The sequence below is a fragment of the Micromonospora sp. NPDC049230 genome (assembly GCF_040647875.1).
GTDB lineage: Bacteria > Actinomycetota > Actinomycetes > Mycobacteriales > Micromonosporaceae > Micromonospora.
This window is the reverse complement of record NZ_JBEZCZ010000013.1, coordinates 62730-76731: the sequence shown is the minus strand read 5'-3', so window position 1 is coordinate 76731 and position 14002 is coordinate 62730. Positions and strand designations below refer to the sequence as shown.

General features: G+C 70.5%; 11 protein-coding genes. 3 read left to right on the top strand and 8 right to left on the bottom strand.

The genetic code is table 11. From position 1 onward, the window contains the following. Positions 1–27 precede the first annotated feature (27 nt). Positions 28–2931: a glycoside hydrolase family 9 protein gene (locus AB0A95_RS14190; protein WP_357556105.1), complete on the bottom strand. Its 2904-nt coding sequence runs from the start codon at positions 2929–2931 to the stop codon at positions 28–30. A 295-nt stretch (positions 2932–3226) separates the two neighbouring features. Here AB0A95_RS14190 and AB0A95_RS14185 point away from each other — a divergent pair, with 295 nt between their 5' ends. Next, a complete protein-coding gene (locus AB0A95_RS14185; protein ID WP_357556104.1) occupies positions 3227–3625 on the top strand; it encodes a VOC family protein in 399 nt (132 codons plus the stop codon). Positions 3626–3637: 12 nt separating this feature from the next. On the opposite strand, the gene AB0A95_RS14180 is transcribed toward AB0A95_RS14185, so the two are convergent. Then, positions 3638–4714, bottom strand: coding sequence for a GNAT family N-acetyltransferase (locus AB0A95_RS14180; protein ID WP_357556103.1), 1077 nt, complete (start codon positions 4712–4714; stop codon positions 3638–3640). 89 nt (positions 4715–4803) lie between these two features. Then, complete coding sequence (locus AB0A95_RS14175; RefSeq protein ID WP_357556101.1) at positions 4804–5505, bottom strand: amino acid-binding protein; 702 nt, start codon at positions 5503–5505, stop codon at positions 4804–4806. 150 nt (positions 5506–5655) lie between these two features. Between AB0A95_RS14175 and AB0A95_RS14170 the strand changes: the two genes are divergently transcribed. After that, positions 5656–6735: a phosphotransferase family protein gene (locus tag AB0A95_RS14170; RefSeq protein WP_357556100.1), complete on the top strand. Its 1080-nt coding sequence runs from the start codon at positions 5656–5658 to the stop codon at positions 6733–6735. Beyond that, positions 6735–7946 carry an acyl-CoA dehydrogenase family protein gene (locus AB0A95_RS14165; RefSeq protein ID WP_357556099.1) on the top strand — a complete coding sequence of 404 codons (1212 nt, stop codon included), beginning with the start codon at positions 6735–6737 and terminating at the stop codon, positions 7944–7946. Before AB0A95_RS14170 ends, AB0A95_RS14165 begins: the two co-directional genes overlap by 1 nt. A 130-nt stretch (positions 7947–8076) precedes the next feature. On the opposite strand, the gene AB0A95_RS14160 is transcribed toward AB0A95_RS14165, so the two are convergent. From AB0A95_RS14160 to AB0A95_RS14140, 5 genes are all read right to left on the bottom strand, one after another. Beyond that, a complete protein-coding gene (locus AB0A95_RS14160; protein ID WP_357070177.1) occupies positions 8077–9123 on the bottom strand; it encodes a LacI family DNA-binding transcriptional regulator in 1047 nt (348 codons plus the stop codon). Between the two features lie 82 nt (positions 9124–9205). Further along, positions 9206–10627 (bottom strand): GH1 family beta-glucosidase, encoded by a 1422-nt coding sequence (locus AB0A95_RS14155; protein ID WP_357556098.1) that lies wholly within the window; start codon positions 10625–10627, stop codon positions 9206–9208. Then, on the bottom strand, positions 10624–11466 hold the full coding sequence (locus AB0A95_RS14150) for a carbohydrate ABC transporter permease (RefSeq protein ID WP_357556097.1): 843 nt from the start codon (positions 11464–11466) through the stop codon (positions 10624–10626). Before AB0A95_RS14150 ends, AB0A95_RS14155 begins: the two co-directional genes overlap by 4 nt. 10 nt (positions 11467–11476) lie before the next feature. Continuing rightward, complete coding sequence (locus AB0A95_RS14145; RefSeq protein ID WP_357556096.1) at positions 11477–12448, bottom strand: sugar ABC transporter permease; 972 nt, start codon at positions 12446–12448, stop codon at positions 11477–11479. A gap of 109 nt (positions 12449–12557) precedes the next feature. Next, positions 12558–13844 carry an ABC transporter substrate-binding protein gene (locus AB0A95_RS14140; RefSeq protein ID WP_357556095.1) on the bottom strand — a complete coding sequence of 429 codons (1287 nt, stop codon included), beginning with the start codon at positions 13842–13844 and terminating at the stop codon, positions 12558–12560. Positions 13845–14002: the final 158 nt, after the last annotated feature.

Here is a 14002-nt window from a genome sequence, read left to right as displayed (position 1 = left end):
GCCCAAGATCTCGTCGTCAGTGGGCGCTCAGGCGAGAGCGCAGGTGGTGTTGTTGACGGTGAAGGCCGTCGGTTTCGCGTTGGTGCCGGTGTAGGCGCCGTTGAACCCGAAGTTCACTGACGCGCCAGGCGCGATCGTGCCGTTGTAGGACAGGTTCGTGGCGGTGACCGCCGCGCCGGTCTGGCTGACCGCCGCCGACCAGCCCTGGCTGACGGTCTGCCCGCCGGGGAAGCTGAACCGCAGCGTCCAGCCGTTGATCGCGGTGGTGCCGGTGTTGGTGATCGTCACGCTGGCGGTGAAGCCGGGGCTCCAGTCGGTGATGGCGTACCCCACCGAGCAGGCCCCGCCGACCGGCGGGGACGCGGTGGTCACCGCGACCGGCGCGGACGCCGCGGAGGTGTTGCCGGCAGCGTCGACGGCCACCACGTAGAACTGGTACGCCGTCGACGCGGTCAGCCCGGTCACCGCGACGGTGGTGCCGGTCGGCGAGCCGACGAGCGCGTCGGTGGCGCCGGCCTCGCGGTAGACCCGGTACCCGGTGACGCCGACGTTGTCGGTCGACGGGGTCCAGGCCAGGGTGAGCCCGGTGGCGGTGACCGCCGACGCGACAGGGGTGCCGGGCGTGCTCGGCACTGTGGTGTCGGTCGAGCCGGTCGGCGGTGTGGTCACGGTGAGCACCGGTGAGGCCGCCGACCTGTTGCCGGCGCCGTCGCGGGCGATGACGGCGAACTCGTACGTGTGCTCCGGCAGCAGCGTCGAGATGGTGAGCGTGGTGCCGGTGACGGGTCGGTTCAGCACCGTGTCGCCACCGACCTCGATTTCGCGGACGTCGTAGCCGGCCAGGCCGCTGCCGCCACTGTCGGTGGACGCCGCCCAGGTCAGGGTGACCGAGCGGGGCGCGAGGCCGGACGCGACGGGCTTGCCCGGCGTGGTCGGGGCGGTGGTGTCCGGCACGACCGGCCCGGGCTCGTCACCCCAGACGCGGGTGGTGCCGGAGTAGAGCGGCACCTTCCGGTTGGGCCCGGCGGTGGCCTGGTACGACGGGTCGTTCGTCGGGTCCCAGGTGCCGCCCTCCGGCACACCGATCTTGAACTGGACCTCCATCCGGTGCGCCGACTGCCCGGCCGGGGCGATGGTGTGGCCGGTGCAGTCCACCTCGACGTACCAGATGTCGCCGCTGAACTGCTTGGCTGTGGTCGGGGACGGGCAACCCTGGGTGTAGCCGGCGGTGACCTGCACCGGGCCGGTGCCGTCGGGCCGGAAGTAGTAGCGGAACTTCCCGTCGGTCAGGGCACGCGCCGGGAACGCCGACTTGTTGTAGACGATCACCTTGAGCCCGGTGGCCCGGGGCTCGGCCTGCGCCACTGTGGTCTCCACCGTCAACTCGTCGATGTCCGGCGTCTCGGCGACCGGGAAGTTGGCCAGCGGCGTGCCACCGTACTCGGAGGTCAGCCGGACCAACGCGGACGTGAAGCCGGCGTTGTAGTCGGTGGCCACCTCGTTCATCACGTAGTCCGACCGGCTGTCGCTGTACGCGTCGTTGGCCGCGGACGGGCCACCGACGAGCGCGCCGTAGAGGGTGTGCCGGGTCTGCACGGGCACCGTCTGGCTGTCCCACCAGGAGCCGTGCGCGGTGCGGTGGTGCGGGTTCTTCGGCGAGTTGGCGCCGAACCCGATGACGTAGCTGGAGCTGCGCGGGTTGTCGCCCAGCGCGTAGTTGATCTGCCGGACGGCGAAGTCGTGGTAGCGCGCCTTGCGGGTCGTGTCGGTGGTCTTGTCGCTGTAGACGAGCGCGGCGAACGAGGTGTTGGCGGCGTACCGCAGCGCGCCCCAGGAGTCGAGCACCGCCATCCCGCCGGGGGAATACGGGACACGCTGCCCGTTCACCCCGACGGTCCAGTAGTCCAGCCAGCGGTTGGCGTCGTCGACGTACTTCTGCTTGCCGGTCAGGTTGGCCAGCAGCACGTACGCCCCGAACTGCTTGTTGTCCCAGGCGATGGTCCACTTGTAGGAGCGGGTGGTGGACTGGTTCTCGGTGTTGAGCTTGTCGTACTCGCTCTCGGCCTTGGCCAGGTAGCTGGCCTCGCCGGTGGCCCGGTGCAGCCAGATCGCGGCCCAGACCAGCTCGTCCTGCCAGCCACTCCACGACTTGTAGAACGACGCCGCGTCGGTGATGCACTCGCTGTAGGACTTCCGCACGGTGTCGGCGAAGGTGTAGAGCTGCCGCGCGTGGCCGAGCAGCTTGTCCGCGTAGGCCGCGTCGGTGGGCCGGAACACCATCGACGAGGCGGCCATCGCGGCCGCCGTCTCCCCCGCCAGGTCCGCGCCGCCACAGCTCGCATCGATCTTGTACGCGGGACGCGCCATCTGCATCACCTCGGCCGGACCCCACCACTTGTGGTCGTCGTCGCCCTTGCCGACCTGCCCGTAGAGGACGTTCGCCGACGGGTGCGCCTTGATGAAGTAGTCGTTGACGAAGCGCAGGTTGTTGAGCAGGTGCGGCAGTTGCCCGGACGCCGTGTAACCGCTGCGGTACTCGACCGCCCCCCAGGCCAGCATGGTGGCGCTGAACGCCATCGGGAAGCCGAACTTGACGTGGTCGCCGGCGTCGTACCAGCCGCCGGTGAGGTCCACTCCGACGTCGGCGCCGTCGGTGAGCGCGCTGTCGCCGCGCCAGGAGACCCGATTCCAGTCGGGCAACCTGCCGGACTGCTGCGCCTCGTAGAAGAGCAGCGACTTCTGCAACGCCTCGGCGTAGTTGTAGGTCGCGGCCGGGGCGGCGGACGCGGGCCCGGGCGGCGGTGCGGTCACCGCGAGGGACGCGCCGGTGAGCAGTGCGACGCCGACGGCCAGCAAGCGCCGGGGCCAAGGCTGGTCGGCGACCGGTGACCGACCGGGGTGGCCGCTGGACGGCCGGGTCAGGTGGCGCATGCGGGCTCCTGTCGGAGGTGCCGCCGGCGGTCGCACCGACGCGGGACGGCGTACGGGCGGCACGGCCACCGGCGACTGCGAGGTGGCGGTGTGGCCACGGAAGCCGTGGAAGCGCTCCCATGGATAACCGACAATGTAATGGGCCGGCCGGCGATTGGGAAGCGTCTCTGCGCCGACGTTGACGACCAGGGTCGAGCACCTCCGCTGGTACTCCACGCCGGACAGGTAGATCCGCCGATCGAAGGGGCCCGTGCCCGCCTCTCCCCCCGCCGGCCCGACGGCGTACGGTCGAGAGATGGCGATCATCGCGCAGCTCTCGTTGGGAGTGTCCGATGCGGAGCGAGCCGGAGCGTTCTGGGCTGCCGCCCTCGGCTACCGCCGCCGCCCACCCCGCCACCCGGGCGACGAGTGGATCGTTGTGGAGCCGCCGCCCGGGATGCCCGGCACCCCCATCGCGATGGACCTCAGCGAGAGCCCGGTGGAGGAGTTCCCCCGCACCCACCTCGACCTGGACGCCGGTGAGCGAAGCCTCGACGAGGAGGTCGACAGGCTTCTCGCCCTCGGCGCCCAGTGGGTCGACTGGAGGCACTACCCGACGGACCCACTCCCGACCGAGCCGCCGTACGTGGTGCTCGCCGACCCGGAGGGTAATCGGTTCTGCGTCTCGGGCCGCCGCGAACCGCCCCGGCGGTGACCGGGACCCTCGCTACGCCCCAGGTGTCAGCACCGTGCCCGTCCGCACCGCCGCAGTGCGGACGGCGAGCGGGAACGTGATGGTGAGCAGCGCGCCGTCGCGCTCCACCGAACTGGGCCGGTCCAGTCGCCGCAGCGTCCGCAGCAGCGGAGTGTTCTCCGCCTGGACGTGCAGCACCAGCGCCGCGTACCCGGCCGCGTCGGCGTGCCGGACCAACCGGCGCAGCAACGCCGAGCCGAGGCCCCGCCGCTGCCAGTCGTCGCGCACCAGCAGCGCCACCTCGGCCTCGTCGCCCTCGCCGAGCAGGTTCGCCATGGCGACCACCGACTCCGCCGCACCGTCGGCACCGGTGGTCGTGGCGACAAGCGTCAACCCTTGCCCCGGCTCCAACAGCCGCCGCAGTCGGGCCGGCTGCGGCAGCGGCGCCCCGCCCAGGTAACGCCGATCCCGGCTACGTGCCGAGCACGCCTCGTGCAGCTCGACGACACCGGACAGGTCGTGCGCGCAGCCCGGCCGGACGGCCACCTCGGCCCCGTCGGGCAGCACCAGGGTGACCTGTTCCGCGGCCCGACGCGCCACTGTCGCGGCCAGCTCGACAAGGGCCTGCGCCCGGGCGTACTCCGCCGGGGTGAAGGCGGGCGCGGCCCGGCGCAGCGCGAACGAGCCGCCCGCCGGGTCGGCAAGCGTCATTGTGGCGTCGGTGATCCCCCTGTCGACGCCCGTCGACGCGGGTCGCCAGGTGACCGAGTCGGCGCCGAGCAGGGTCCGCAACGCCTCGCCCGTCGCGTCCGGGTCGCGCACCAGCCGGTTGGCCAGCCCGAGCACCCGGGTGGGTTGGTCGGCCAGGCCGCGCGCCTCGCTGCGCGCCACCCAGCAGTCCCGGCCCCGACCGCGCTCGACGGCGGCGACCAGACCCGCCTCGTCGAGCGCGTCGGGCGCGTCGACCAGAAAGTCGTCCACCGCGCCCTGCTCGGTGGGTTGCACCTGCACGGTGAGGATGTTGACCCCGCGCAGCGCGAGGCTCGCCGTGAGCACCGACAGGTAACCCGGCCGGTCGTCGACAGTTGCCCGAATCCGCCACAACGTCATGGTTGACTCCCTTCCCACCGCAGAGCCTCGTCGCCGGCTGTTGCCGCGCGATTACCCGGCGGTGTCGCGCCCGGGAACTCGCCGGCCGGTCAGGGACCGGCGACCACCGGCGGCGTGCCGACCAGGTCCAGCCGATCGCCGAGGATCACCGCACTGGCCCGGACCAGCTGGGTGAGCCGGTCGACCTCGGTGCTGTGGAAGTTGGCGGCGCACAGGGTGTCGCTGTATTCCCTGCCCACCACCAGCACCAGGCCCGCCCGGCCGAACGGCGCGATCGCGTGGTGGGTGCCGTCGGGCGTGGTCATCGACCGACCGCGCAGCGGGGTCACCTCCGGCAACCGCAGGGGCACCGGAGTACGCCAGCTCGCGTGCCCCACAGTCGCCCCGCCGCCCCCGGTCCGTGAGGCCCAGTCGACAGGCACCATGGCGGCGACGGCCCAGTCGGCCGCCAGCAGCCCGGGCACCGCGTCGACAAGCGTGGCCAGCCCGTCGACCGGGTTGGCCGCGACCTGGGCCAACAGCTCCGCGTCCTGGCCGGTGGTGGTGGGCGCGCCGATCGCCCGCCACACACCGTCCACCCGCACGCCCGGAATCGCCGCGAGGCCGGCAAGCAGCCGCTCCACCCGGGCGGCACCCGGCCAGACGACAGTGAAGTCGTCCACCGCGCGCCCGCCGAGTCGTTCGAGGACCACCACCTGGACGATGTCCGCCCCGGAGACGCCCAACGTGCGGGCGACCTGGCCGAGCGTGCCCGGACGGTCCGGCAGGGTGACCCGAACTCGCAGCAACATGTCTGTCCCTCCGCTCGGCGGGCCGGCGACAGGCGGCCGGCAGGCTGTGTCACAGCCTGCCGGTTGACCATTTCGTCCCTGTTGCAGAGGCATGACCCGAGGGGAAACTCTGACCTTGACAACGTGAGCACGCTGCCATCAACTAGTCGGATGAGTGATCCGGCCGCCGACGCATCGCGACCGGGCACCGTTTCCGCCTCTCCTGCCGGGCTTCCCCTCGACCGGCTCGCCGGCTATCTGGCCCGGCACCGGCCCGAGCTGACGGTCGGGCCACCACGGGCCGAGCTGATCGCGGGCGGCAAGTCCAACCTCACCTACCTGCTGCGCCTCGGCGACCGCGAGGTCGTGCTGCGCCGCCCTCCGCTCGGGCACGTGCTGGCCACCGCGCACGACATGGCCCGCGAGTTCCGGGTCATCTCGGCGCTGGCGTCGACCGAGGTGCCGGTCCCGGGCGCGCTGCTGCTCTGCACCGACCCGGAGGTCATCGGGGCGCCGTTCTACCTGATGGAGCGGATGCCCGGCGAGGTGTTCCGCACCCGTGCGCAGACCGACCCGCTGGGTGGCGAGCGACGCCGGGCCCTCGCCATGGCGATGATGGACACGCTCGCCGCGCTGCACACCGTCGAGCCGGCCACCGTCGGGCTTGCTGACTTCGGCCGCCCGGAGGGCTACCTGGCCCGGCAGGTCCGCCGCTGGGGCGGGCAGCTCGACCGCTCCCGCAGCCGTGAGCTGCCCGGCATCGACGAGTTGCGTGACCTGCTGGCCGCGACCGCCCCGGAGGGCGCGAACGCCGGCCGGATCGTGCACGGCGACTACCGGTTGGACAACCTCCTCGCCTCGGCCGACCCGGTGGCCGTGCACGCCGTCCTCGACTGGGAGATGGCCACCCTCGGTGACCCGCTCGCCGACCTGGGGCTGCTGTTGACGTACTGGGACGTGCTCGGCGGCAGCGACACGGCCGAGGGCAACCCCGTCGCCGACGGGCTCGGCCCCCGCGCCGGCTTCCCCACCGGCGACGAGCTGATCGACAGGTACGCCGGGCGCAGCGACGTGGACGTCGGGCCGCTGCACTGGCACGTGGCGCTGGGCTGTTTCAAGCTCGCGGTCATCTGCGAGGGCATCCACTACCGCCACACGCTCGGGCAGACGCTCGGCGAGGGCTTCGACCGGATCGGCGAGATGGTGGCACCGCTGGTCGCGCACGGGCTGAGCGCTGCCAGGGAGCGGTGATGGACTTCTCATACGACAGCCGGACCGAGGAGCTGCGCGACGAGCTGACCCGGTTCCTGACCGAGCACGTCTACCCGGCCGAGGCCGTGCACGCCGAGCAGGTGGCCGCCGGCGACCCGTGGTCGCGTACCCCGGTGTTGGCCGAGCTGAAGGCGGAGGCCCGCAAACGCGGCCTGTGGAACCTGTTCCTGCCCGACCCCCGCTACGGCGCCGGCCTGACCAACCTCCAGTACGCGCCGCTGGCCGAGCTGACCGGGCGCAGCCCGCACCTGGCCCCGGAGGCGGTCAACTGCGCGGCACCGGACACCGGCAACATGGAGCTGCTCGCCGAGTTCGGCTCGGACGCGCAGCGGCAACGCTGGCTGATGCCGCTGTTGGAGGGCGAGATCCGCTCCGCGTTCTGCATGACCGAACCGGACGTGGCGTCCTCCGACGCCACGAACATCGCCACCCGGATCACCCGCGACGGCGACGAGTACGTGATCAACGGCCGCAAGTGGTGGTCGTCCGGCGCGATGGACCCGCGCTGCGAGATCTTCATCGTGATGGGCAAGACCGACCCCGACGCCGACCGGCACCGCCAGCAGAGCATGGTGCTGGTTCCCCGGGACACCCCGGGGGTGCACGTGCGCCGGGGCATGACCGTCTTCGGCTACACCGACGGCTCGCACGGCGGGCACGCCGAGATCGACTTCAGCGACGTCCGGGTGCCGGCGGAGAATCTGATCGGCGCCGAGGGCACCGGCTTCGCCATCGCCCAGGCCCGGCTCGGTCCGGGCCGGATCCACCACTGCATGCGATTGATCGGAATGGCTGAGCGGGCATTGGAGCTGCTCTGCCGCCGGGCCAACGAGCGGATCGCGTTCGGCCGACCCCTCGCCGAGCAGGGCGTGGTCCGGGAGTGGATCGCCGAGTCACGGGTGCGCATCGAGCAGGCCCGGCTCCTGGTGCTCAAGACGGCCTGGCTGATGGACACCGTCGGCAACAAGGGCGCACACACCGAGATCCAGGCCATCAAGATCGGCACCCCGGCGATGGCGGAGTGGGTGATCGACAAGGCCATCCAGGGGTACGGCGGCGCGGGCGTCAGCCAGGACACTCCCCTGGCCGCCCTCTGGGCCCAGACCCGCACCCTACGCCTGGCCGACGGCCCCGACGAGGTCCACCGCAACTCCCTGGCCAAGCGCGAACTCCGCCGCTGGACCCAGTAACCCCGCCCCCACCCTCGCCGCCCCCGCCCCGCCCTCCCCGTTGATCATGAGGTTGTTGCCCGCCACATCGGCGTGTCATGGCAATAACTCCATGATCAACGGCAAGCCCCTTGGGGGGTCGGGGTGGGGGTCAGGCGGAGGCTCGGTGTACCAACTGGGTGTCCAGGAGGATGTGGGGGGCCGGGAGGGCCTCGCCGCGGATCCGGGCCACCAGCAGGCGGGCCATCTGCCGGCCCATCTCCTCCACCGGTTGGAAGACAGTGGTCAGCGGCGGGTCCGCCCGGAGGGCGATCGTCGCGTCGTCGAAGCCGATCACCGCGACGTCCTGGGGCACCCGCCGGCCGGCCTCCCGCAGCGTACGCAGCGCGCCGAACGCCATCAGGTCGGACGCCACGAACACCGCGTCCAGATCCGGGCAGGCATCCAACAGTCGGCGCATGGCGATCGCGCCGCTACCCTCGCTGAAGTCCCCGTACGCGATCAGGTCGGGGTTGACGCCGGCCCCGGTGGCCTTGACCGCCTCGGTGTAGCCGGCCAGACGGGCCAGGCCGACGCCCATGTCCTGCGTGCCGGCGATGGTGGCGATGCGGCGTCGCCCCTGCCTCGCCAGGTACTCCACCGCCTGCCGGGCCCCGCCGACGTTGTCCACGTCCACGAACCAGGCCGGCTGGGCGCCGGGCTGCAACATCCGGGCGGGCCGACCGCCGAGCACGGCGGGCAGGCCCCGCTCCTCCAGCAGCGTCGGCAGCGGGTCGGAGTCGTGCAACGACAGCAGGAGTACGCCGTCGACGTGCTGGTTGGTCAGGTGGTGCTCGACCCGCTCCCGCTCCACCGGCGACTGTGCCATGGCCAGCCAGAGCTGCATCGGCGTCTCCAGCAGGCCGGAGCTGATGCCCCGGACGATGGCGGCGAAGAACGGCTCGGTGAAGACCCGCTCACCGGACTCGGACACCACGAGCGCGACGGAGTCGGTCCGCTGGGTGACGAGCGCACGGGCGGCGCGGTTCGGCACGTACCCCAGCTCGGCGATGGCCTGCTGGACGGCGGCCCGGGCCTCCGGGCTGACCTGCGGCGAGCCGTTGACCACGCGGGAGACCGTGCCCCGACCGACACCGGCGCGTGCCGCGACCGCATCGAGGGTCGGACGCCCGAGTGACCGGGTGCGCTGCGTTGTCATCGTCTGCTCCTCCGACGGCGGGCGGACCCGGCGCCACCTGCGAGGGGTGGACGCCGGGGCCGTCCTGATGGCTGGCCCGAGCCTATTGTGCGGCCAGACCGTTGCGCCGGATCACCGAGGCGTACCACTTGGCGCTGGACTTGGGAATGCGGACCTGAGTGTCGTAATCGACGTGGATCATGCCGAATCGCTTGGTGTAGCCCCAGGCCCATTCGAAATTATCCATCAGCGACCAGGCAAAGTATCCCCGCAGAGGCACTCCTGCGTCGATCGCCTCGTGCGCGGCGCGCAGATGGGCGTCGAAGTAGGCCAGCCGGTCGACGTCGTCGACCTGCCCGTCGACCACCGTGTCGACGAACGCGGAGCCGTTCTCGGTGACGTAGAGGGGCAGGTCGGTGTACTCGTGCACCCGACGCAGGGTCTCGACCAGGCCCGGGGCGTCGATCTCCCAGCCCATGTCGGTGACCGGGACGCCCCTGGTGACGAACCGGACGTCCTCGCTGCCCGGCCAGCACCCACCGCCCTGGTCGGCCTCGCCGCCCTCGGCCGGTGCGGCGACCACGTGCCGGCTGTAGTAGTTGACCCCGACCAGGTCCAGTGGCGTGGAGATGGTCGCCAGGTCGCCGTCGCGCACGTGGGCGAAGTCGGTCACGGTGCTCAGGTCGGCGACCAGGTCCTCCGGGTACGAGCCACGCAGCAGCGGGTCGAGGAAGAACCGGTTGGCCAACCCGTCGATGCGCCGTGCGGCGTCCCGGTCGGCAGGGGTGTCGCTGGCCGGGTCGACCGGGTAGAGGTTGACTGTCACGCCCACCTCGGCGGCCGGCCGGGCGGCCCGCAGCGCCTGCACGGCCAGGCCGTGACCGAGCATCAGGTGGTGCCCGGCGCGGACCGCGGCCGCCCCGTCGGTGCGGCCCGGGGCGTGCACGCCGGAGCCGTAGCCCAGGAACGCGGAGCACCACGGCTCGTTCAGCGTGGTCCAGTAGCGCACCCGGTCACCGAGCGCGTCGGCCACCAGCGTGGTGTAGTCGGCGAAGCGGGCCGCGGTGTCCCGGGCCGGCCAGCCGCCGACGTCCTCGAGGGGTTGCGGCAGGTCCCAGTGGTAGAGGGTCAGCCACGGCTCGATGCCGTTGGCCAACAGCTCGTCGACAAGTCGCCGGTAGAAGTCCAGCCCCTGCGGGTTGGCCGCACCGACGCCGCCGGGCTGCACCCGGGACCAGGAGACCGAGAAACGGTACGACTTGAGGCCCAGCTCGGCCATCAGCGCGACGTCGTCGCCGAGCCGGTGGTAGTGGTCGCACGCGACGTCGCCGGTGTGCCCGGCGACGACCCGACCGTCGGTGTGGCTGAAGGTGTCCCAGATCGACGGGGTACGGCCGTCGACGGCCGCCGCCCCCTCGATCTGGTATGCCGCGGTCGCGGCCCCCCACAGGAAACCGGGTGGGAAGGTCAGCCCGGGACGGTCGTCGAGAACGTCGACGGCGTTGGGGCTGGCGGGGTTGCTCACGACTTGACGGCACCTTCCATGATGCCGCCGATGATCTGGCGGCCGAACACGAGAAAGACGAGCACGAGTGGGATGGTGCCGATCGCGGTGGCGGCGAACACCTGGGAGTAGTCGGTGTAGTAGGCGTACGACAGGAAGGAGAGCGACACCTGCAGGGTCGGGTTCTCCGGGGTGAGGATGGCGTACGGCCAGATGAACGAGTTCCAGGTCTCCATGAAGGTCAGCAGACCGAGGACGCCGGCGGCGGGACGCAGCGCGGGCAGCACGATGCTCCAGTAGATCCGGAACGTGCTCGCCCCGTCGACGCGACCGGCCTCGATCAGCTCGTCGGAGATCGCCTGACTGGCGTACTGCCGCATCATGAACACGCCGAAGGCGCTGACCAGGAACGGCACGGTGACCGCGTAGAGCGTGTCGTACCACCCCAGGTCCTGCATCATGCCCCAGAGCGGGATGAGCCCCATCTGGGTCGGGATCATCATGGTGACGATGATCGCCAGCAGGAGGGCGTTGCTGCCCCGGAACCGCAGCTTGGCGAACGCGAACCCGGCCAACGAACCGGTGAGCACCACCGAAACGGTGACCACCGACGAGACGATGATCGAGTTCATCATGCCGGTGAAGAAGTTGGCGGCGTCGTTGTCGAGCACCCGCCCGAAGTTGTCACCGAACGCGCCGGCCGGGGTCACCGGTGGCGGCACGTCGTTGATGGAGTCCAGGCTGCGGCTGGCGATCACCAGCATGTAGTAGAACGGGTAGATCGACAGCAGCGCCGCCAGGACGAGCGCCACGTAGGTCAGCGGACTGGTGCGCCAGAGGCGCTGGGAACCCGAGATCATCGCGCTCTCCTCACTTCGCCGAGCGGCGGACGAGTAGGAAGTTGAACAGCGACACCACGACGATGATCATGAAGATCGCCCAGGCCACCGCGGCTCCGTAGCCGGCGGTGTTCAGGTTCTCGATTCCCATCTCGTACATGTACATGGCCAGCGTCTGGAACTCCCGCTGGTCGCCGCCGATGATGTTGCCGTTGGCGAAGAGCAGGGGCTCGGTGAACAGCTGCATGCCGCCGATCGTGGAGAGGATGACCACGAAGATGAAGGTGGGCTTGAGCATCGGCAGGGTGATCTGCCAGAACTGCCGCCACGGGCTGGCGCCGTCGATCGCCGCGGCCTCGTAGAGGTCCTTCGGGATCGCCTGCATGCCGGCGAGCAGGATCAGGGTGTTGTACCCGGTCCACCGCCAGTTGACCATCGTGGAGATGGCGAACCAGGAGCTCCACCGCTGCCCGTCCCAGTCGACCGCGTCGACACCGACGAGGCTGAGCAACCAGTTGAACAGGCCGAACTCCCGCTGGAACAGCATCCCGAAGACGATCGCGACCGCGGCCACCGACACCACGTTCGGCACGAAGATGGCCATCCGGAAGAAGGTCTTGGCGCGCAGGAAGGTCCGGTTGAGCAGGTTCGCCAGGAAGAGGGCGAGCAACAGCTGCGGGATGGTCGACAGGGCGAAGATGCCGAACGTGTTGACCAGCGCGTTCCAGAAGTACTCGTCGGACACCAGCCGGGTGTAGTTGTCGAAGCCGATGAACGAGTGCTCGCCGATCATGTCCCAGTCGTGCAGCGACATCCAGGCGGTACGCAGCATCGGGTACAACCCGAACACGCCGAAGATCAGGAAGAACGGGGCGATGTAGAGGTAGGGCGAGTACTTGACATCGAGACGGTTGAGTAACCTTCCCCGGCTACGTCGGGAAGAGACGTCGGGAGGAGGCGGTGCTGCTGGCGACGGCGGCGCCGTCGTGGCCGACAGGCTCATGCGAATTTCCTTTTCCGGCGAGGCCCGGGGGCCCTCGCGCAGGGCGCTACGCGGAGGGGACCGGCCGGTGGCGTCCGGGAAGCCCCGAACGCCACCGGCGGGGAATCACTTAGAAGGCGCCCTGAGTCTTGGCGTCCTTTGTGAACTGCTCCCAGGCCTTCGCCTTGTCGGCCCGCCCGTTCTCGAACGCCCGCAGAGCCGGCTCGAACGCGTTCTCCTTCACCGACTGGTGCTTCGGACCCAGGTGGGTCGGCTGGATCTTGGCGACGCTCTCACCGAAGATCTTGCCGGTCGGCGCGTTGCTGAAGTACTCGTTGGTGTAGCTGAGGAACGCGTCGTTCTTCAGCGCCTCCAGGTTCGTGGGCAGCGGGCCCTTGAGCTTGAAGGCGTCCACCTGGCTCTTCGCGTTGGTCAGGTACTCGGCGAGCTTCGCCGCCTCCTTCGGGTACTTGCTCTGCTCCGGAACCGCGAGCCACGAGCCACCCCAGTTACCGCCGCCACCCGGCACGGACGCGACGTCCCACTTGCCCTTGTTGGCCGCACCGGAGTTGTCCGACACGATGCCGAGCATCCAGGACGGGCAGAAGGTGGCCGCGAAGGTGCCCTGCTTGAAGCCACCCGACCACTCCGGCGACCAGGTCTGCGCCTTGGCGGAGATGTCCGCCATCGAGGTGGCGGTGTCCCAGGCGTTCTTCACCGCGGGGCTGGTGTCCGCGATGATGTTGTTTTCCTTGTCGTAGAACAGGTCGCCGTTGCCCTGGAACATCACGCCGTTGGAGACGGCGGTGATCGAGTCGACGAACGCCTTGCCGGTGGCCTGCTTGTACTTCAGACCGGCGTCGTGGAAGCCCTTCCAGTCCGGCCAGAGGGCCGACACCTGGTCGCGCTCGGTCGGCAGGCCGGCCGCCTGGAACAGGTCCTTGCGGTAGCAGACCGCGAGGCTGCCGACGTCGGTCGGCAGGCCGATCAGCCGGCCGTCCGGCGCCTTGCCCAGCTCCCACTTCCACGGCAGGAAGTCCTTGGAGTGGTCGGGGATCAGCGGCGCGAGGTCGACCCAGTTGCGCGGGTTGGCCTTGAACTCGTTGAGCACGCCCTCTTCCAGGGCGGTGACGTCCGCCGCACCCTTGCCGGTGGCCAGGTAGCGGACCAGCTTCGGCCGGTACTCACTGAGCTGCGCGGTCTTGCGCAGCTCGATCTTGATGCCGGTGTCCTTCTCGTACTGCTTGACGAGCTCGTCGTAGCCGAACTCGCTGAAGGTATCGACAACCAGCTTGGTGGGCTTCTCGCCGGCAGCCGGCTTGTCGTCGTCCTTGCCGCAGGCCGCGAGACCGCCGATTGCGGTGATCGCGGCCAGGGCAGCGGCCGCCAGGCGGGTACGCCGCGTGGTGACAATCATTCGCTGACCCCTCTTTCCGGGTGGTGAGGCTGGGTGGTTTGTGGTGGGGGGGTGCTCATCGCGCCAAGGCCGGGGATGCGTGAGTGACACAAGCCACCCTCGGGAGCGCTCCCATGAGATTGCCGGCGGGTAACGGGAGTGTCAATAGGACAATGGGA